Here is a 19,862-nt window from a genome sequence, read left to right as displayed (position 1 = left end):
AGGCAGGGCGTACGTCTTGCCCTCTTGTTCGTCACCTGTCAAAATGGTGACATGATGCATGTGTTCAAGTGCGGTCTGCCCGTGCTGGACTTCGTCGGAACCCTGAGGCGCCGCCGCAACCCGGACCCCCAGGAGATGCTCACCACACCGGAGAGCCTCGACGCCTGGTTCCGCGAGTCGGGGCTCGTCGACGGGGACGTGCTCTCGCAGCCGTCCGACGTGGAGCGGGCGGTCTCCCTCCGTGAGGCGGTCTTCTCGCTCGTCAGGTCCGCCCTGAACAAGGAGGGTTACGACGCCGACGCGCTCGCGCTCCTCAACGCGACGGCACGCGGGCCCTCCGCCGTCCCCCAGCTCACCAGGGAGGGGCGCAGGGTCGAGGCGACGCCGCAGCAGGCGCTGTCCTCGCTGGCCCGCGAGGCCGTACGGCTCCTGAGCGGCCCGGACGCGGAGCTGGTCAAGGAGTGCAGCAGGCCGGAGTGCACGCAGATCTACCTCGACCGCTCGCACGGCAGCCGCCGCGAGTGGTGCGCCATGGATCCCTGCGGCAACCGCGTGAAGGCGGCGGCTTACCGCGCACGGAAGAAGGCGGCCGCACCTCCCCTGGCCGCGTCCTCCGCGCGGGGCGGGTAGCCGTCCGACGCGCCCGGGTGGCCGGGCCCCGTGCTGCGGGGCCCGGCCCCCCGGGCGTACGTGTGTGCCGCGGGACGCGGATCAGGGCTCCCGTACGTCCTTCGTCGCCGCGCGGTCCTCCGTCAGCCAGTGGGTGTGCCACCGCCTGGCCCAGCCCAGGGACACGTACCCCGTGCGCATCCCGAGGCGGGCCTCGGGGTCCTGGAACGCCTTGCGCATGTGCCCGATCACCACCAGGGCGATCGCCCAGGCCAGGACGTCGTGCACGAAGATGGCGCTGGTGCGGGAGACCGCCGGCAGCAGACCGGTGAACCACATCAGCAGCCCGGTGGCCGTCATGACCAGCACGGCCCCGGCGAGCCAGCCCGCGTAGAGCTTCTGACCGGCGTTGAACTTGCCGGCGGGACGCAGGTCCGGCGCGGTCAGGCGCTTGCGCGCGGCCCGCAGCCAGCGCCTGTCGTACGCCGCGAACCGGTTCAGCCTGCGCAGGTCGGCGCGGAAGGCCGGCGAGACGAGCCCCAGCAGGAGGGGCAGCGGCAGCAGGATCCCCGACCACTCGTGGACCGTCGCGACCAGATGGCGCCGTCCGACCAGCTGGGCCAGCGGCCCCAGGTAGAGGCAGGCCGCGGTCGTCAGGCACAGCAGCATCAGCAGGCCGGTGCCGCGGTGCACCCAGCGTTCGGCCCGGGTGAACCGCAGCACGCGCGCGGGGCGCTCAGGCGGCCTGCGCGTCGCCACGCCGGTCGGCCCCGTCGAGCCAGCCGTCGACGTCATAGCCGTACTCCTCCCAGTAGCCGGGGATGACCTCGTCGGTCACGGTGATTCCGGACAGCCACTTGGCCGACTTGTAGAAGTACATCGGCGCGGCGTAGAGCCGGACGGGGCCGCCGTGCTCGTGGCTGACGGGCTTGTCCTGCATCTTCAGGGCGACGAGCATGTCGGGGCGGCGGGCCTGGTCGAGGGTCAGGCTCTCGGTGTAGACGCCGTCGAAGCAGGTGAAGTGGATCGCCTTGCCCTCGGGCCGCACCCCGGCGGCGTCCAGCAGGTCGGACAGCAGGACGCCCTCGAAGGGGGTGTCCGCCACCCGCCAGCCGTCGGTGCACAGCACGTCGTGTACGAGCCGCTTCTGCGGGAGCGCGCGGAGGTCGTCGAGCGTGTACGTCCGCGGACGGTCGACCAGGCCGTTGACCTTCAGCCGGTAGGTCCGCGCGTCCTTGCGCGGCACCGAGCCGACGACGCTGTAGTAGCGGAAGCCGCCCGGGTTGGGCAGGACCCCGGTGAGCCCCGTGGGGTCGGCCTGCGAGGCGGCGCCCAGGAAGTTCTCCCAGCCCCGTTGCAGCCAGGGCGCCGCGGCGACGCCGGCGACGCCGGCACCGAGCATGCCGAGCATGGCGCGGCGGGCCACGGGGGCCCCGCGCTCCGGCAGGTTCTCCTGTTCGGCCACGGCCGTCACGCTCCCTTCCGCGAGAGGAACCCGGCGGCCCGCTCGGCGATGCCGTAGACCGTCGCGTTGGTGTTCCCAGAGACGATCGACGGCATCACCGAGGCGTCGGCGACGCGCAGCCCCTCGATGCCGTGGACCCTCAGCTCTTCGTCGACCACCGCGTCCTTGCCGGTGCCGATCCGGCACGTGCCGACGGGGTGGAAGTAGGACGCCAGGCCCTTGTGGAGGTAGGCGGCGAGCGCCGCGTCGTCGTCGGCGTCCGGGCCGGGCAGGACCTCCTCGCCGCGCCAGCCGTCGAGCGCCCTGGCCCGGCCGATCTCGCGGGCCGCGCGGATGCCGGCGGCCATGGCCCGCAGATCCCGCGGGTCGCTGTAGTAGCGCGGGTCGATCAGCGGGGCGGTGTCCGGCGAGGACGAGGCGAGCCGAACCGTGCCGCGGCTGTGCGGGCGCATCAGCGAGGCGCGGATCGTGTACCCCTCGCGCGGCCCCGCGAGCGCCGGCGAGTGGCTGGGGACGTCGATGAAGATGATCTGCAGGTCGGGGGCGGTGGCCGAGGACGTACTGCGCAGCAGGCCCAGGGCCTCGCCGTGGTTGTTCCGAGCGGCGGGGACCGGGCGGGCGGCGGAGTGGACCACGCCGGCCGTCACATGGTCCTGCAGGCCGCTGCCGACGCCGGGCAGGTCGTGGACGACCTCGACGCCGGTCTCCCGCAGGTGCCGCCGGGGGCCGATGCCCGAGAGCATGAGCAGGTGCGGGGTGCCGATGGCGCCGGCCGCGAGGACCACCTCGCGCGTGGCGCGGGCGGTGATCTCCTCTCCCCGGAGGGTGTACGCCACCCCCGTGCAGCGGTCGCCGTCCAGCAGGACGCGGTGGACGAGCGCACCGGTCACCACGCGCAGACCGTCCCGTCCGGACGCGGGGGTGAGGTAGGCGTCGGCGGCGCTCTGGCGCCGGCCGTCGACGATGTTCAGGTCCGGCAGACCGAATCCCTCCTCCAGCCCGGAGCTGATGTCGGTCGCCCTGCGGTGGCCCGATTCCGCGGCCGCTTCCAGGCAGGCCTCCAGCACCGGGTTCGGCTCGCGGGCGGGGGCCACGGTCAGTGGTCCGTCCTGCCCGCGCGTACGGGGGTCGCGGCCCTCGGCGCGCTCGCTGCGCATGAGATACGGCAGGAGGGCGTCGAAGTCCCAGCCTTTCGCGCCTCCCGCCGTCCACGCGTCGTAGGAACTGCGGTGCCCGCGGGTGAAGACCATGGCGTTGATCGCCGACGAGCCGCCCAGCCCCCGGCCCCGCGCGAGGGCGACGGGCGTCCCGGTGGGTGCCTGCCCGGTCGTGCGGTCGCCCCAGTCGGACGACGTGCCCAGCAACCGGGGCCACGCGGGGGGAGTCGGCATCGCCTCGGGCACCTCGGGACCGCCTGCCTCCAGCAGCAGGACGCGGGCGCCGCCGTCCTCCGACAGGCGCGCGGCCAGCACGCTGCCGGCCGTTCCCGCGCCCACCACGACGTAGTCGTATTCCACAGCCTGGCTCACGCGGCCTCTCCTGTTCCGGCGACGCGATGACCCGCCTCGTCACCCATTGAAGTGGTGATGACCTTCCCACAATCAAAAGTCACCTGTCAAGGCGGTGATGGATTCCAAGGGGTGGACTCCTGTTCCGTATGTGGGCAGTAAATGTCCGGGTTGGGATCGGTATGCTCCGCAGTTACTTGCATGGTGCATCGCTTCCCTGATCTACTCCTTGACGCCGCAAGCGCCATTGGCCGGGGTCTGCGTCGCTCGTGCGCACGCCCGTCAGGACAAGAAGAGGGATCTTCGTGAGCTTCCACCGTCGGGGCGGTGACGCACCGGGACGTCGTGCGACTGCGATACGCCGGCCGGATTCATCCGCCGGCGCCGCCTGTGCCCTTTCTTTCCCTTCGCGTTCCCTTCGCGGGGGCGGGAGTTGTGGCGGGCTCTCGGAATTCGGCTGGTGCAGCCCCGTGCCTTTCCCGTTCGCCGTCCGGCCGGCCGCCCGCGTGGGAGTGTCCACGTTCCGGCGGTGGCCGCGTCGGGGCCGGTCGGCGCCGGTGCCGGCCGTCCGGTCCGGCATTGCGCGGCGAACGGGCCGGCGTGGCTCGATAGTGACGGCGGCTCAATTCCGCGGGGTGTGACGTGAGTAGAATCCGCGAGCCTCTCCCGGGCCGACGGTGCGTCACATCGCGCTGCGTTCAGCGGAATTGGCTCCATTCGTTCAAGATTTGGGATTGTTGATGACATCAGATACATCCACCCGCCGGCATGCCAAGCGACGTAGGACCGGCCTGCTGGCCGCGGCCGGTGCGCTGGTTGTCGCGGGTTCGGTGGCCGTGCCGCTGACGGCGCAGGCCACCGGTGCCGCGCCGGCGGACACCGCCCGGCAGCGCGACTTCGCCGCGGCGGCCGAGGAGTTCCACGTGCCGGAGCAGCTGCTTCTGGCTGTGGCGTACCAGGAGTCGGCGTGGGACGGGCACGCCGGCAGGCACAGCACCACCGGTGGCTTCGGTCCGATGCACCTGACCGATGTGACGGCGGAGATGGTGTCCGGCGGTGACGCCGGAGCGGTCGGCCGTAGCGACATCGCGTCGTTCGTGGCCGACCCGGCGCTGCACACCCTGCAGGCCGCGGCGAAGCTGACGGGCCTGTCGGCGAAGGAACTGCGCGGCGACGCGGCGGCCAACATCCGCGGCGGTGCGGCGCTGCTGGCGTCGTACCAGAAGGCCGCGGGCGGTTCGGTCTCCGCCGAGGCCGGTGACTGGTACGGGGCCGTCGCCCGGTACAGCCAGGCCTCGCAGGCGCAGGGTGCCAAGGCGTTCGCGAACCGGGTCTTCGCCACCCTGGCCAAGGGCGCCGGCCGTACCACCGCGGACGGGCAGCGGGTGACCCTCGCCGCGATGCCGCAGGTCAAGCCGGCCACGGGCCAGCTGGCGAAGCTGCGTCTGAAGGCCGCGGCGACCGCCGACACCGAGTGCCCGGCGACCGTGGACTGCACCTTCGTGCCGGCGGCGTCGAGCAACGGTCAGGTCTCCAGCCGTCCCGGCAACGGGATCCGGATCGACTCGATCGTCATCCACGACATCGAGGGCTCGTACGAGTCCGCGATCGCGACCTTCCAGACCCCGGGCAGCTCGGCCGCCTCGCACTACGTGATGCGGTCCTCGGACGGCGCCGTGACGCAGATGATGCCCACCAAGGACATCGCCTTCCACGCGGGCAACTACTCCACCAACATGCACTCCATCGGCATCGAGCACGAGGGCTTCGCCGCGCACGGCGCCGACTGGTACACCGAGGCGCAGTACGAGGCGACCGCGGAGCTGGTGAAGTACCTGTCCGAGCGCTTCGGCATCCCGCTGGACCGGCAGCACATCGTGGGCCACGACAACGTTGTCGGCCCGTCGTCGGCGACCGTGTCCGGCATGCACTGGGACCCGGCCGACGGCTGGGACTGGGAGCACTTCATGGCCCTGGTCGGCGCGCCCGCCGAGGGCAGGCACGGGGTCGGCGACATCGGTTCCGTGGTGACCATCGCCCCCGGCTTCGAGCGGAACCAGCAGACCGTCGAGGTCTGCCCGTCCGACGACCCGACCGGCGCCACCCCCGAGTGCACCAAGGTGACGCACGCGTCGAACTCCCTGTTCGTGCGGACCGCGCCCAGCGCCACCGCGCCCCTGTTCGGGGACCAGGCGATCCACTCCGGTGGCGACGGCACCGACCGGATCAACGACTGGGGCAGCACCGTCCAGGCCGGCCAGCAGTTCGTGGTCGCCGGCAAGGAGGGTCCCTGGACCGCGATCTGGTTCAGCGGCAGCAAGGTGTGGTTCCACAACCCGCTCGGCGCCAACACCATCCCGGCGCGCGGCGGTTACACGCTCATCAAGGCCGGCGTGGTGCCCGCGACGCCGCCCGCCAAGGTGTACGGCTCCAGCTACCCGGACGCCGCGGAGTACCCGGCCGGCTACGGCGCCTCCACCCAGGCCCCGCTGAGCATGTACTCCATCCCGTCGGGCCAGGCCTACGTCGCCACCGCGGCGCCGGCCCTGACCGACGACTACTTCAAGGCCGACGGCAAGGTCGTCTTCGGCGCCAAGAAGATGTACACGATCCAGTACAACCACCGCACCGCGCTGGTCTACGCGAACGACGTCATCGCCACGCAGCGCCCCGCGCACGACGGTCGCTGACACCCGTACGACGCCTGAGGGTGGGGCCCGTGAGCCACGGCTTCCGGGCCCCACCCGCGTCCGGGCCCCTGCCCGCCTTTCGCCCGCGCAGGTCCCGCACGGGCGGGGCACCGCGGTGAGCACCGACTCACCGACCGCACCACATCTGGAGCCACAGGTGCGCACAGCACTCCTGCCCGCAGCACTCGCCACCGCCGCCCTCGGTCTGTCCGCCGTCTCCTGCGCGGACGCCCCTCGCCCCCGCGGCGCGCCCCGCCCCGGTGACACGGCCGCGGAGGCGGCCGTCCAGGACCTGCGGGTGGGGGCCGTCTGCTCCTCGCACTTCGCCTTCGCCACCGACGTCTCCTGCGGCCTGGTGGGCCTCGGCGACCTCCGCTTCCACTGCGCCGGTGAGCACGACGGCCCATGCCCCCGGACCCGTTCCGTGACGTTCGAGAACATCGGCAGGACCTCGGTGCGGCTCGTGGCGGTCAGCGGCTCGGCGCCGGGGGAGCGGCACGAGGCCGTCTCCCGCGCGCTGCCCACCGGGGCGCGGGCGACCGTGGCCCCGCGGGCCGGCGACGGGTACCTCTACGACGTCCTGCTGCGGGCGAAGACCGGCTCGGCGGCCGTGGGCGTCGTCGCGGTCTCCTGAACGACGGCGGGCGGGACCCGCGGAAAGCACGAGGTGGCGGTGTGGTTAACATATGAGCACCGCCTAGCTCGAAAGATGCGCCTGTGACTGTCAATGACGACTCGTTCACCGACTGGAAGCACCGCGAGGAGATCGCGGAATCGATGATTCCGATCATCGGGAAGCTGCACAGGGAGCGGGACGTGACCGTCCTGCTGCACAGCCGCTCCTTGGTGAACAAGTCGGTGATCAGCATCCTGAAGGCCCACCGCTTCGTCCGGCAGATCGCCGGACAGGAGCTCTCCGTCACCGAGACGCTGCCGTTCCTGCGGGCCCTGACCACGCTCGACCTCGGCCCGTCCCAGATCGACCTCGGCATGCTCGCCGCGACCTACCGGGCCGACGACCGCGGGCTGTCCGTGGAGGAGTTCACCGCCGGAGCCGTCGCGGGCGCCACCGGTGCCAACAAGATCGAGCGCCGCGAGCCGCGCGACGTCGTCCTCTACGGATTCGGCCGCATCGGCCGTCTCCTGGCCCGGCTGCTGATCGAGAAGTCCGGTTCCGGCAACGGCCTGCGGCTGCGCGCCGTCGTCGTCCGCAAGGGCTCCGGCCGGGCCGCCGAAGACCTCGTCAAGCGCGCCTCGCTGCTGCGCCGCGACTCCATTCACGGCCAGTTCCAGGGCACGATCACCATCGACGAGGCGAACAGCACGATCATCGCCAACGGCAACGCGATCAAGGTGATCTACGCCGACGACCCGGCGTCGCTGGACTACACGGCGTACGGCATCGAGAACGCCATCCTCATCGACAACACCGGCAAGTGGCGGGACCGCGAGGGGCTTTCGCAGCACCTGCGTCCCGGCGTCGACAAGGTCGTCCTGACCGCGCCGGGCAAGGGGGACGTCCCCAACGTCGTCCACGGCGTCAACCACGACATGATCAAGCCGGACGAGCGGATCCTGTCCTGCGCCTCCTGCACCACCAACGCGATCGTGCCGCCGCTGAAGGCGATGGCGGACGAGTACGGCGTCCTGCGCGGCCACGTCGAGACGGTCCACTCGTTCACCAACGACCAGAACCTGCTCGACAACTACCACAGCTCCGACCGCCGCGGCCGCTCGGCGCCGCTCAACATGGTCATCACCGAGACCGGTGCCGCCTCGGCCGTCGCCAAGGCCCTGCCCGACCTCAAGGCGAGGATCACCGGCAGCTCCATCCGGGTGCCGGTGCCGGACGTCTCGATCGCGATCCTCAGCCTGCAGCTCGCCCGGGAGACCACCCGCGAGGAGGTCCTCGACCACCTCCGCGAGGTGTCGCTGACCTCGCCGCTCAAGCGCCAGATCGACTTCATCAGCGCCCCGGACGCCGTCTCCAGCGACTTCATCGGATCGCGCCACGCCTCGATCGTCGACGCCGGCGCCACCAAGGTCGACGGCGACAACGCCATCCTCTACCTCTGGTACGACAACGAGTTCGGCTACTCCTGCCAGGTCATCCGGGTCGTCCAGCACGTCTCCGAGGTCGAGTACCCGACCTACCCGGCCGCCCGGCTCTGACCGTTCCGCCCGCCGGTGCGCCGCGGCGGACCCCCGCGGCAAATCGTTTGCGCGCACCGGCGGGCGGCCCGCAGCATGGGCCGCATGAGAGCGATGGCGACAGCGGCGGGCGGGTACTGAGTGGCCGTGCACGAGGAGGAGCGCCTGGTCCTGCGCGGGGCGGGGGGACTGCCGCAACTGACGTACGTCGAGGGGGTCAGGGACGGCCGTCCCTGGGCCGACCTCGCGGAAGCGGTGGGACCGGACCCGGTGCCGGCCGTGCTCGCGGGCCTGCCGGGGTGGGCGGTGTCGGGCTCCGTCGAACTCGGGGAGCAGCTCGTACGGCACGGTGCCAGGGTCCTCCGGCACGCCCACGGGATGGAGCGCGACCTCGTCGCCGACCCCCCGCCGGCCGAGTGGGCCTCGTGGCCCCTGCCCGACGGGCTGCGCGCCGTCTCCTGCGACCGCTCGGCCGAGGAGTTGTTCCCCGCCTGGCGCGCCGCCTTCGCGCCCGGTCACCCCGACCACCACGAGGGCGATGACCAGGAGGCCCTCGACACCCAGCTGGCCCCGGTGCTGTCGGGCGCCGTGCTCGGGCCGGTCCTGCCGTGCAGCGCCCTGGCGGTCGACGGGGCCGACCGCGTCGTCGCCGGGGTCGTCGTGACGGACCGCGACGGCCTCCCGTGGGTCGCGACGGTCTTCCGGCGGCCGGATTCGCGTTACGCCGGTCTCGGCTCCCGGCTGCTGCGCCGGGTGCTGGCGGACGCGGCGATCGGCGGTCTCCCACGGATCGGCCTGGCGGTGAGCGACGCCAATCCCGCCCGCGCTCTGTACGAGCGGCTGGGGTTCGCCGTGACCGACACCTCCCTCACCGTCCTCGTCCCCTGAGCGGGCGGGCTCGGCGCCGGGGTCAGACGGCGCTGGTGGAGCGGGCGTTCGGCAGGGCGAGGCGGCGCTCGTGCGCATCCTCCGGCAGGCGGCCGCTGCGCATGAGGGTGACCAGACCGTGCGGCCCGGTCCAGGAGGTCTCCGTGGGGACGTCCGGTGCGCCGTCGGCGCCCGCCACCGGCCCGACGGCGCGCGGCAGTTCACCGAACGCCTCGCGCAGGGCCGCCGGGGTCTCGGGTGTGGCGAAGGGCAGACCGACGTGGTGCGTGAACATCGCGTCGTAGAGGGCCGGCCGCCGCCGCGCGAACGCCGTGTACGCGCCGCCCACCGCCGGCGCGCCGCGGGGCGGCACGCGTGCGCCGGCCCCGTGCGGGAGCGGCCGACACGGTCGGCAACCGGGTTCTGATACATCAAGTCCCTTGAGTGGCAGGCGCCTTCGCTCGGCGTTCCCGCCCGGTCGTTCCGGGGTTCCCCGGTGAGGTGCGGGTCCTCGGCGGTTGCGGCCGCAGGTCACCGCGAGTGTGCGGGTGAAGTACCTTAAGGGGGGTCTGGTTTGGCTCGCGGGATCGAGGTCGTACGACGTGCTGGTGGCGGATCGGTATCGCTTGGACGCGCCCATCGGCCGCGGCGGCATGGGCGAGGTGTGGCGGGCGACCGACGAGGTGCTGGGGCGTCCCGTCGCGGTGAAGCTCCTGCTGGGCGACGGCTCGGACGCCTCCGCGGCCGCCCGCTTCCGTCTGGAGGCGCAGACGGCGGCGCGTCTGGGGCATCCGCACGTCGTGGCGGTCTTCGACTTCGGGGCCTGGGACGGGCGGTTCTTCCTCGTCATGGAACTGGTCGAGGGCGACAGCCTGGCCCAGTTGCTGGAGGCCGGGCACGTACTGGGCGCCGAACAGGTCGCGGTCGTCGCCGCGCAGGCCGCCGCGGGGCTGGCGGCCGCCCACCAGCAGGGCATCGTGCACCGCGACATCAAGCCGGGCAACCTGATGCTCGACGCCGCCGGTTCGCTCAAGATCGGTGACTTCGGCATAGCCCGGTTCGTCGACGATCCGGCCGCCGCGCTCACCATGACCGGGCAGATCGTCGGCACCAGCCTCTACCTCGCCCCCGAACGGGCCCTGGGCCAGAACGCGGGACCGGCCTCCGACGTGTACGCCCTCGGGTGCGTCCTCTACCAGCTGCTGACGGGCCGTACGCCGTTCCAGGGCGACAGCCCGACGGCCCTGCTCTACCAGCACATCGACAGTGCGCCCGTGCCGCCCTCGCAGCGGGGCGTCGACCTGCCCGCGGCGTTCGAGGGCTACCTGCTCGGGCTCCTGGCCAAGCAGCCGGAGGACCGGCCGGCGGCCCAGGACGTGGCCGACTGGTTCCGCACCGACGCCTGGCGCGCGCGTCCCGTCCCCCTCCCCCCGCCCGCCGGCGCCGCGTCGCGCGGCGCGGGCAACGCCACCCCGAACGACGCCGGGAGCAGGGCCAATACCTCGGCGCTCGTGCGGCCGCCGGCGACGCGGCCGGCGCGCGGCGTGCGAGCGGCTGCGCCCAGGCGGCGGGCCGCCCCGGCCCAGCGCCGCAGCCCCGGCGAGTTCATCCGCTACCGGCCGCGCGTCGCGAGCGCCATCGCCGGGGTGGTGGCCTTCGTGGTGGCCGTGATCCTCGGCATGATCTGGTTCTCGCCGGAGAGCAGCTCCGCCAACACCCCCACCGACGGTTCGAGCGCGACGCCGACCCAGGGGGCCGGGTCCTCGCCCCAGGCCGTCACACCGTCCGCGGACGGGGGCGACGACCAGGGCGACGACGACGCGCAGGACGAGGACTGAGCCGGGCCGGGTCAGCCCACGTCGCCCGCGCCGGGCGCGACCGCGCCGACGGCGACCAGCCCGATGATCAGCGCGCCGAGCAGTACGCGGTAGATCACGAACGGCGTGAAGCTGTGCGTGGAGACGTACCTGAGGAACCAGGCGATGGCCGCGTAGCCCACGGCGAAGGCGATCCCGGTGGCGAGCAGCGTCGGGCCCCAGGCGGGGGCGGTCTCGCCGCCGATCTCGAACAGCTCCAGGGTGCCGGACGCGAGCACCGCGGGGATGGCCAGCAGGAAGGAGTAGCGGGCGGCCGCCTCACGGCTGTAGCCGAGGAAGAGCCCCGCGCTGATCGTCCCGCCGGAGCGGGACACGCCGGGGATGAGGGCGAGTGACTGGGCGAAGCCGTAGCCGAGGGCGTGCGGGAGTGTCAGCTCGCTGATGGGCTTGGCCTTGCGGATCGCCCGGGTGCGGTCGGCGACGGCGAGGACCAGTCCGAAGAGGATCAGCACGGTGCCGGTGATCCGCAGATCGCGCAGTGACGTCTCGATGCTGTGCTGGAAGACGGCGCCGAGGACCGCGATGGGGATCGTCCCGACGATGACGAACCAGCCCATACGGGCGTCGGGGTCCTTGCGCCGGTCGGGGACGAAGAGTGAGGTCGTCCAGGCCTTGACGATCGAGACGATGTCGCGGCGGAAGTAGATCAGCACGGCCGTCTCGGTGCCCAGCTGCGTCACGGCCGTGAAGGCGGACCCCGGGTCCTTCCAGCCGGCCAGGGCGGAGAACACGCGCAGGTGGGCGCTGGAGGATACGGGAAGGAACTCGGTGAGTCCCTGCAGCAGGCCGAGGACGGCGGCTTCGAACCAGGACATCGGGGGGTGACTCCACGGATGGTCGGGGCGGCACGTCCCGGCGGCGGAGCCGCCCGGGGACGTGCGGGACATGAACTCGGACGGTGGCGGTGGCCGGACGGACGGGGTGCGGCGCGCGGTGGAGCCGACTCCGGTGGCGCGGGCCGTGCCGCCGGCCGCGGCACGGCCCGCCGGAGAGCCGGGGGCGAGCGGGTCAGGAATCCCTGTCGTCCGCCCGTGGCCGTTTGAACACCATTGCGGCGTTCGCTCCTTCACCCGCGGTTCCGTCGGCCCCCTGCGGGCCACCCCGGGAACTACCGCGTCAGGTAAAGAAGTTCCCAAGACGCCCACTTGGCCGAGCGGGCTTCGTCCGGTCACGGGGCCCGCCGGGGCGGCGGCATAAGGCCCGTCTCCATTGACGGCCGCCTTTGCGTTTCCTTTACCATGGGTGGGCCCTGCCGTACCGAGCAAGAAGAAGGAGCCGCGGTTCCCGCGATGGACCATCCCCCGAGTACCGACCGTGTCATCCCCCGAGGGGCCCGCCGAAGCGTGGCGACGGGGGTGACACGGTGACCGAAGTCCTGCTCCTCCTGCTGGCCCTGCTGCTGACCCTGGCCTGCGCGGTGTTCGTCGCGGCGGAGTTCTCCCTGACCACGGTGGAGCGCGGCGAGCTGGAACGTTCCGCCGCCGCCGGCGAGCGCGGCGCGGACGGCGCCCTCAAGGCCGTGCGGCGGCTGACCCTGCAGCTGTCCGGCGCGCAGCTGGGCATCACGGTCACCTCGCTGGTCATCGGCATGCTCGCCGAGCCGTCCCTGTCGGTGCTGCTGAGCGGCCCGATCGAGGCCGTCGGCCTGCCCGAGGGGGCCGCGTCGATGACCGGGACCGTTCTGGGCGTCGTCGTCTCGACCGTGGTGCTGATGGTGATCGGCGAGCTGGTGCCCAAGAACTGGGCGATCTCCAGCCCGCTGGCCGTCGCCAAGGTGGTGGCGGGGCCGCAGCGCGGCTTCACCGCGGCCTTCTCACCGCTGATCAACCACCTCAACGACACCGCGAACCGCCTGGTGCGCCGCTTCGGTCTGGAACCGGCCGAGGAACTGGCCTCCGCCCGCACACCGGACGAGCTGCGGGCCCTGGCCCGCCACTCCGCCGCCGAGGGCGTGCTCGAACCGGACTCCGCCGAGCTCTTCGTCCGCACCCTCCACCTGAGCGAGCTGACCGCGGAGAACGTCATGACCCCGCGCGTGGACGTCCGGGCCCTGGAGGCCCACGCGACCGCCGCCGACGCCGCGGCCCTGTCGCTGTCCACCGGCCTGTCCCGCTTCCCCGTCTACCGGGACAGCCTCGACGAGGTCGTCGGCACCGTCCACATCCGCGACGTACTGGCCCTCCCGGCCGGCGAGCGCGCCGGCACACTCGTCGGAGCCCTGGCCACCGCCCCGCTGCTCGTCCCCGACAGCCTGCCGGTGAACCGGCTGCTGGACCGGATGCGCAGCCGCCGCACCATGGCCGTCGTCATCGACGAGTACGGGGGCACCGCCGGTGTCGTCACCGTCGAGGACGTCGTGGAGGAGGTCGTCGGCGACGTGCGCGACGAGCACGACCCCCAGCAGCGGCCCGACCTGGCCCCCGCGGGCGACGGGTCCTGGGAGGCCGACGGCAACATCCGGATGGACCAGCTCGCCGGCATCGGCCTGACCGCGTCCGACGGCCCGTACGAGACCGTCGCCGGCCTGCTGGCCGCCACCCTCGGCCGGATCCCCGCCCGGGGCGACGCCGCGGAGGTCGGCGGCTGGCGCTTCACCGTGCTCAGCGTCGACCACCACGTGGCCGAGCGGGTCCGTGTCGCACGCATCCCGGAGGACGCCCGATGACCGCGCTGCAGCTCGCCGTCGGCGCCCTCACGCTGCTGACGAACGCCTTCTTCGTCGGCGGCGAATTCGCCCTGATCTCCGTACGGCGCAGCCAGATCGAGCCGCGCGCGCAAGGAGGCGACAAGCGCGCCCGCACGGTGCTGTGGGGCCTGGAGCACCTGTCCGCCCTGCTGGCCACCGCGCAGCTGGGCATCACCGTCTCCTCGCTGGTGCTGGGCGCGGTCGCCGAACCCGCCATCGCGCACCTGCTGGAGCCGGCCTTCGAGGCCGCGCACGTCCCGCACGCGCTGGTGCACCCGATCTCGTTCGTGATCGCCCTCACGGTGGCCACCTACGTGCACATGCTCGTCGGCGAGATGGTGCCCAAGAACATCGCGCTGGCCGCGCCCGAGCGCTCCGCGCTGCTGCTCGGGCCGCCGCTGGTGGCCGTCACCCGCGCGCTGCGGCCGGTGGTCTTCGGCGTCAACGCCTTCGCCAACGCCCTGCTGCGGCTGCTGCGCGTCGAACCGAGGAACGAGGTCGCGGCGGTCTTCACCGACGACGAACTGGCCCGGCTGGTCCAGGACTCCAGCGCCGCCGGTCTGCTCGACGCCTCGGGCGGCGAGCGCCTGCGGGACGCCCTGGAACTGGGCAGCCGTCCGGTGGGGGAGATCCTCGTGCCGGCCGGCCGCATGGTCACCGTCGGCGAGCGGGTCACCCCGGACGAACTGGAGCGGACCGCCACCGCCTCCGGCTACTCGCGCCTGCCGGTCACCGGCGCCGACGGCGGCGTCCTGGGCTTCCTGCACATCAAGGACACCCTCGGCGTCGCCGAACGCGACCGCCCCTTCCCCCGGAGCTCCCTCCACCCCGTCATCCGGCTGCGCCCCACCACCCCGCTGGACGACACCCTCACCGCCCTGCGGGCCGCGGGCACGCACCTGGCCGCCGTCACCGGGGACGAGGGCAGGCTGCTCGGCTACGTCACCATGGAGGACGTCCTCGAGGAACTCGTCGGCCCCGCCACGGAGGTCGGGGAGGCGGCCTGAGCCCCCGGCGGGCGGCCCCGCTACGGGGGCCTGCGGCGGGCGGCGCGGCGATCCCCGGCGTGACGATCCCCGGCGCGCAGAGGGTCGCCCGCGGTTCCGGGCCGGTGTTCCCGTCCGGGCTTCGGCCGTGCTTCGGCCGGGCGGCCGGGGAGGGCTCAGCGGCCGGTGCCGCCCACCTCGTCGGTCCTGCGGATGACGTCCCCGGGGGCCGCGCGGATGACCTGCGGGGCGGGCCGTTCGGCGGCCGGGTCGTCGTCCGCCTTCATGGCCGCCGCCTCGCTCTTGAGGATGCGGGTGGCCTTCCCGGCGGAGCGGACGAGGTCGGGGAGCTTCCTGACGCCGATCAGGACGACGACCACGACGAGCAGCAGGGCGAGTTCGCTGAGGCCGAACATCGGGAGGTCTCCTCCGGCTGGAGGGCGCCGGTGCGCCCGTGGTGACGACCCTGTGGAAACTACAGCACCGAAGGTCTCGGCGGAGCCCGGGCCGTCTCCCGGACCGGGCTCCCTCGTCTTCCGCGGCGCCGCGGAAGACGAGGTGCGGCGCCCGGAGTCCCCGCGCCGCGGCTTCAGCCGGGCCCAGCGGCCACGGCGTCCCGCATCTCCCGTGCCGGGTTGCCGCCCCAGCGGGCCCGCTCGGGCACCTCCTCGCCCTTCATCAGGAAGGAGTCGGCGGCGAGGACCGCCTCGTCGCCCATCGTCACGCCGTAGTGGACGAGGGCGCCGACGCCGACGGTGCAGCGGGTTCCCAGCGTGGTGCGGTCCGACTTGAAGGTGCCGTCCTCCTGCGAGTGGCACTGGATCCTGGTGCCCTCGTTGAGGACGCACTCGTCGCCGATGCTGACGAGGGACCGTTCCGGCACGTAGCAGCCGTCGTCGAAGACCCGGCTGCCGATCCGCACGCCGAGCAGCCGCCAGACGAGGGTCTTGAAGGGCGTGCCGTTGAACACCGCGATCGCCTCGGTCGGGTTGGTGATCTTCCAGTAGCGCTCGTGCCGCCAGAAGGGGCGTTCGTAGATCGAGCAGTACAGCGGCCGGAGGCCGTGCGGGCCGGCGGTGGCGCGTTCGGTCAGCACCATGCCGGCGACGGCGAACAGCACGGTGACGACGTTGGCGAGCGCGATCACCGCCGGCCCGAAGGTGTCGTAGAGGTCCGCGGCGGCCGACACGACCAGGGCGACCGAGAAGAAGAACAGCCACCGCGACCCCAGGTACAGGGCCATCGTGGCGGCGTTGTGCCGGTTCTTGGCCGCCAGGCGTCGCAGGAAGGTCGCACGGTCCGCGACGAGGTGGTCGAACCTGCTGTCCCGCAGGACGGACCGGGGGATCTCGAAGCTGGGCGAGCCGAGCAGTCCCACGCCCTCGCGGACCTCCCCGTCGAGCGGCACCATCACCTTGGTGGCCAGGAGGCAGTTGTCGCCGGTCCTGCCCCCGGCGGGGAAGGCGATGTAGTTGCCGAGGAAGTTGCGGGGGCCGATCGTCACCTCGGAGGTCCGGAAGGACGTACCGGTGTAGTCGGTGTTGATGACCGACAGCCCGTCGGCGATCATCGTCCCCCGGCCCACGCTGGTCAGGCAGGGCGTGTCCTGCCGCACCGTGAGACCGAAGTTGGAGCCGGTCTGCTCGACCTCGCCCAGGTCGTACCCGAGCCGGCTCAGGAACGGCACGATCGCCGAGCTGTCGCCGAACAGGACCTTGTGGAAGCGCCGGTTGGTGAGGAAGCCCACGGCCCGGTGCGCAGCGTAGCGGAAGCCGAACAAGGGGTAGTCGCGGTCCGGCCGGACGACGAGGTTCAGCACGCGCGGGACCGTCACCGAGAGCAGGGCCCCCAGGACGACGACGCCGAAGAAGAACATCGCGGACGCGGCCAGCGCGTCGGCGTAGAACACCCAGCTCGTCAACGCCGTCGGCCCGGGCTGCAGCAGCGAGCCGAACTGCGGGACGGCGGAGACCAGCAGGACGACGCCGCCGACGGCCAGGGGCACGTACAGGATCAGGGCCGTCAGCACCTGCGTCACGGCGTAGAGGGCCCTGCGGAGGGCCCCGCACCGGGCGGGGCCGGCCTCGCGGCGGTAGTCGACCGTGGTCGGCTGCGCCGGCGAACCGTGCCAGTGCTCCCCGTCGGGCACGGACTGGCCGGCGTGCAGCGAGGAGGAGTGGCCGAGCTGGGTGCCGTCGCCCATGGAGGTATCGATGTCGAGCACCGTCGCCTCGCCGACCAGAACGTCCCTGCCGAGGGTGACCGGCCCGGTCCGGATCACCCCGGACTGCGCCCGGTAGCAGTTGAGGAAGGCGTCCTTGCGGATCACCGTGCCGTCGCCGACGGTGAGCAGATCGGTGCAGACCGGTACGTGGCGGGTGAGGACCGTGACGCGCCGCCCGATCCTGGCGCCGAGCGCCCGCAGATAGAGGGAGTAGACCGGGGACCCGGTGAACAGTGCCAGCGGATTCGCCCGGATCAGCGTCTTGGCGCACCAGAAGCGGACGTACGCCAGGCTCCAGAGGCGGATCTCCCGTGGTCGCCACCGGCCGACCAGCACCCACTTGCCCAGGACCGGGAGCACGCACATCCCGAGGAAGACGGCGGCACCGAACACGACCGCCCGCAGGTAGGTGCCGAGCAGCCCCGAGCCGCCCGAGATCCACTCCACGCCGCCCGCGAAGACGAGGGCCGTCGCGAAGGAGTACGCGAGGAAGAACAGCAGTTGCAGCGTCGCGCACAGCGCGTAACGCGGTGTGCCGGTCGGGCTCCCCGGCGCGTCCGGTCCGTACGGTGCCTGCGCCGGGGATGCGGCGGGCGGGACGGCGGCCGGGGGCGGGGCGTCGACGAGGGCCGCCGCCAGGCTCCTGACGGTCGGATGGCGGTAGACGTCCCTGATGGAGACGGCAGGCACGTCCTGGCGCTTCCTGAGCCGGGCGCAGAAGCGCGCCATCACCATCGAGTCGGCGCCGAGGTCCGTGAAGAAGTTGCTGTCGAGCGGGACCCGCTCGGCCTGTACGACCGGGGCCAGGACCTCGGCGAGGATCCGTTCGCGGCCGGTGGCCGCGGACCGGCCGGGACAGCGGCCCGGACCGGGGTCCGCATCGGGACCGGCATCGGGACCGGCGTCGGGGTCGGGATCGGGATCGGGTCCGGGTGTCAGGACGTCGACCGGGATGTCCGCCATGGCGGCTCCATGAGGGGTGCGGACCGCGTGCGATCGAGCCGGGCACCGGGGCGGCATCGCCCCGGCCGACGTCCGGGCGCGCGATCCGGAAACAGTGGGTGGGTCATTTGTCCGCGATCGGAAGATATGTGTGCCGTACTCGCAGTCTCGGCCCCGGGCGTCGCGGATGCCAGTCGGCCGACCGGTCACCTTCGGCAACTCCTCGGCGGCGCCACGTGATACCCCCTGGTGAGGTGGTGCCGGGAGCAGCCGCACCGGCTCAGCGCGCGGGGGCGCCGAACCAGCGGAGGAGGGCGGCCTGCAGCTCGCACCCGTCCGCGCCGGCCCAGGCCACGTGGCCGTCGGGGCGCAGCAGCACGGCGGGGACGTCGAGTTCCCCGCTGACGTCGACGACGCGGTCGACCCGGTCCTCCCAGCCCGCCGGCGACAGCGTCCCGCCCCGGTCGAGCAGCAGACCGCGGCCGCCGTGCATCAGCCCGTACAGCCGCCCCCGGGTCAGCCCGACGTCACGCAGCCGCCGGCCGAGCAGTTCGTGGCCCTCGCCGAAGTCGTAGCGGATCCCGATCCCGGTGATCTTCTCGATCAGGTGCCGGTTCACCTCCTCGAAGCCGGCCAGTTCGGACAGCAGCCGGTGCACCGCCCGCGGACCCGGCTCGGCGGACAGCAGCTGCATCTGCGCGCGGGTGTTGTCCAGCACGTCGGCGGCCACCGGGTGACGCTCGGCGTGGTAGCTGTCCAGCAGCCCCTCAGGCGCCCAGCCGTTCACCGCGGCGGCGAGCTTCCAGCCCAGGTTGAACGCGTCCTGGATGCCCAGGTTGAGACCCTGCCCGCCGGTCGGCGGGTGGATGTGCGCCGCGTCACCGGCGAGCAGCACCCGGCCCACCCGATACCGCTCGGCCTGCCGGGTGGCATCGCCGAAGCGGGAGAGCCAGCGCGGCGAGTGCACGCCGAAGTCGGTGCCGGCGACCGCCCGCAGCCGCTCCCTGAACTCCTCCAGCGTCGGCGCCGCCCGGTCCTCGGCCACCCCTTCGGCCGGCACGACGAGGCAGTACCGCCCGTCGGGCTCGGGGATGACGCCGAACCGCTCCCGCGTCCTGCGGACCTCGGCCACCACGGCGGCAACCGTCTCCGGCGGCGCGGCCACCTCCATCTCGCCCATCAGCGTCTCGACCCTGGAGGGCTCGCCGGGGAAGCCGACCCCGAGCAGCCTGCGCACGGTGCTGCGACCGCCGTCGCAGCCGACGAGGTAGCGCGAGCGCAGGCACGTCCCGTCGGCCAGTCCGGCGGTCACCCCGTCGTCGTCCTGACCCAGCGCGGTCAGTTCGCAGCCGCGCCGGATCTCGACGCCGAGTCCGGTGACGTGCTCGGTCAGCAGGCGCTCGGTGTCGGTCTGCCGGATGGCGAGGACGTACGAGTGGGCGGTGTCCAGCCGGTCCGGCCACCGCGTGGCGAGGCCGGCGAAGAACCCGCCGGACGTGACCTTCCTGCCGAGCGTGAGGAACCGGTCCAGCAGACCGCGCTGGTCCAGCACCTCGATGCTGCGCACGTGCAGGCCGCGCGAGCGGGTCTGGACGCTCGGCTCGACCTCCCTCTCCAGCACGAGCACCCGCACACCCTGCAGCCGCAGTTCTCCGGCCAGCATCAGCCCGGTCGGCCCGCCGCCGACGACGATGACGTCGATCATCAACACACCCGACCCCGTAGGTTTTGGCTCAGGGCGGTGATTCTGCGTCACGGCGGGGGCCTTGCCGCAAGGCCCCCGCTGGGCTATAGCTTGAAAGTGGCAAGGAGCGGGCGCTCCTTGCCATGTGCGTTGCCTTCCGCCTCGGCGGCCTT

At 72.9% G+C, this 19,862-nt stretch carries 16 protein-coding genes; 8 read left to right on the top strand and 8 right to left on the bottom strand.

Annotated features, from left to right (window positions below; all coding sequences use genetic code 11):
- Nucleotides 1–54: 54 nt before the first annotated feature.
- Entirely contained in the window at nucleotides 55–630 is a 576-nt protein-coding gene (locus B085_RS0111265) for an ABATE domain-containing protein (RefSeq protein ID WP_018558675.1), read from the top strand.
- Between the two features lie 81 nt (nucleotides 631–711).
- Here the strand turns inward: B085_RS0111265 and B085_RS0111260 are convergent, their stop codons facing one another.
- The 3 genes from B085_RS0111260 to B085_RS0111250 are packed head-to-tail and all read right to left on the bottom strand — an operon-like array spanning nucleotide 712 to nucleotide 3,603.
- Nucleotides 712–1,404: a cytochrome b/b6 domain-containing protein gene (locus B085_RS0111260; protein ID WP_018558674.1), complete on the bottom strand. Its 693-nt coding sequence runs from the start codon at nucleotides 1,402–1,404 to the stop codon at nucleotides 712–714.
- Entirely contained in the window at nucleotides 1,346–2,020 is a 675-nt protein-coding gene (locus B085_RS0111255; protein ID WP_037731575.1) for a molybdopterin-dependent oxidoreductase, read from the bottom strand. The genes B085_RS0111260 and B085_RS0111255 overlap by 59 nt, the downstream gene beginning before the upstream one ends.
- 59 nt (nucleotides 2,021–2,079) lie before the next feature.
- Nucleotides 2,080–3,603, bottom strand: coding sequence for a GMC family oxidoreductase (locus B085_RS0111250; protein ID WP_037731552.1), 1,524 nt, complete (start codon nucleotides 3,601–3,603; stop codon nucleotides 2,080–2,082).
- Nucleotides 3,604–4,322: 719 nt separating this feature from the next.
- On the opposite strand from B085_RS0111250, the gene B085_RS0111240 reads away from it, so the two are divergent.
- The 4 genes from B085_RS0111240 to B085_RS0111225 all read left to right on the top strand — a co-directional run bounded on the left by B085_RS0111240 (nucleotide 4,323) and on the right by B085_RS0111225 (nucleotide 9,311).
- Nucleotides 4,323–6,272, top strand: coding sequence for an N-acetylmuramoyl-L-alanine amidase (locus tag B085_RS0111240; protein WP_078619846.1), 1,950 nt, complete (start codon nucleotides 4,323–4,325; stop codon nucleotides 6,270–6,272).
- A gap of 157 nt (nucleotides 6,273–6,429) precedes the next feature.
- Nucleotides 6,430–6,906, top strand: coding sequence for a hypothetical protein (locus B085_RS45565; RefSeq protein WP_018558670.1), 477 nt, complete (start codon nucleotides 6,430–6,432; stop codon nucleotides 6,904–6,906).
- Between the two features lie 83 nt (nucleotides 6,907–6,989).
- Nucleotides 6,990–8,444, top strand: coding sequence for a glyceraldehyde-3-phosphate dehydrogenase (locus B085_RS0111230; protein WP_018558669.1), 1,455 nt, complete (start codon nucleotides 6,990–6,992; stop codon nucleotides 8,442–8,444).
- Between the two features lie 126 nt (nucleotides 8,445–8,570).
- Entirely contained in the window at nucleotides 8,571–9,311 is a 741-nt protein-coding gene (locus tag B085_RS0111225) for a GNAT family N-acetyltransferase (protein ID WP_234018550.1), read from the top strand.
- 22 nt (nucleotides 9,312–9,333) lie between these two features.
- Here B085_RS0111225 and B085_RS50660 read toward each other — a convergent pair whose 3' ends face one another.
- On the bottom strand, nucleotides 9,334–9,663 hold the full coding sequence (locus B085_RS50660; protein ID WP_018558667.1) for a WHG domain-containing protein: 330 nt from the start codon (nucleotides 9,661–9,663) through the stop codon (nucleotides 9,334–9,336).
- Nucleotides 9,664–9,943: 280 nt separating this feature from the next.
- On the opposite strand from B085_RS50660, the gene B085_RS0111215 reads away from it, so the two are divergent.
- Entirely contained in the window at nucleotides 9,944–11,128 is a 1,185-nt protein-coding gene (locus tag B085_RS0111215; protein ID WP_037731572.1) for a serine/threonine-protein kinase, read from the top strand.
- A gap of 11 nt (nucleotides 11,129–11,139) precedes the next feature.
- Here the strand turns inward: B085_RS0111215 and B085_RS0111210 are convergent, their stop codons facing one another.
- Entirely contained in the window at nucleotides 11,140–11,982 is an 843-nt protein-coding gene (locus B085_RS0111210; protein ID WP_018558665.1) for an undecaprenyl-diphosphate phosphatase, read from the bottom strand.
- A gap of 548 nt (nucleotides 11,983–12,530) precedes the next feature.
- Between B085_RS0111210 and B085_RS0111205 the strand changes: the two genes are divergently transcribed.
- Together B085_RS0111205 and B085_RS0111200 are read left to right on the top strand one after the other, a co-directional pair.
- Complete coding sequence (locus B085_RS0111205) at nucleotides 12,531–13,832, top strand: hemolysin family protein (protein ID WP_018558664.1); 1,302 nt, start codon at nucleotides 12,531–12,533, stop codon at nucleotides 13,830–13,832.
- Nucleotides 13,829–14,860 carry a hemolysin family protein gene (locus B085_RS0111200; protein ID WP_018558663.1) on the top strand — a complete coding sequence of 344 codons (1,032 nt, stop codon included), beginning with the start codon at nucleotides 13,829–13,831 and terminating at the stop codon, nucleotides 14,858–14,860. The genes B085_RS0111205 and B085_RS0111200 overlap by 4 nt, the downstream gene beginning before the upstream one ends.
- Nucleotides 14,861–15,015: 155 nt before the next feature.
- Here B085_RS0111200 and B085_RS0111195 read toward each other — a convergent pair whose 3' ends face one another.
- The 3 genes from B085_RS0111195 to rox form a co-directional block, all read right to left on the bottom strand.
- Nucleotides 15,016–15,255, bottom strand: coding sequence for a twin-arginine translocase TatA/TatE family subunit (locus B085_RS0111195; RefSeq protein WP_018558662.1), 240 nt, complete (start codon nucleotides 15,253–15,255; stop codon nucleotides 15,016–15,018).
- A 173-nt stretch (nucleotides 15,256–15,428) separates the two neighbouring features.
- Nucleotides 15,429–18,026, bottom strand: a complete 2,598-nt coding sequence (locus B085_RS42065) for a Pls/PosA family non-ribosomal peptide synthetase (protein WP_018558661.1) — start codon at nucleotides 18,024–18,026, stop codon at nucleotides 15,429–15,431.
- A gap of 259 nt (nucleotides 18,027–18,285) precedes the next feature.
- Nucleotides 18,286–19,710 (bottom strand): rifampin monooxygenase, encoded by a 1,425-nt coding sequence (gene rox, locus B085_RS0111185; RefSeq protein ID WP_018558660.1) that lies wholly within the window; start codon nucleotides 19,708–19,710, stop codon nucleotides 18,286–18,288.
- Between the last annotated feature and the right edge of the window lie 152 nt (nucleotides 19,711–19,862).

The sequence above is a fragment of the Streptomyces sp. BoleA5 genome, from assembly GCF_000373665.1.
Lineage (GTDB): Bacteria > Actinomycetota > Actinomycetes > Streptomycetales > Streptomycetaceae > Actinacidiphila.
This window is presented reverse-complemented; position numbering and strand designations above follow the sequence as displayed.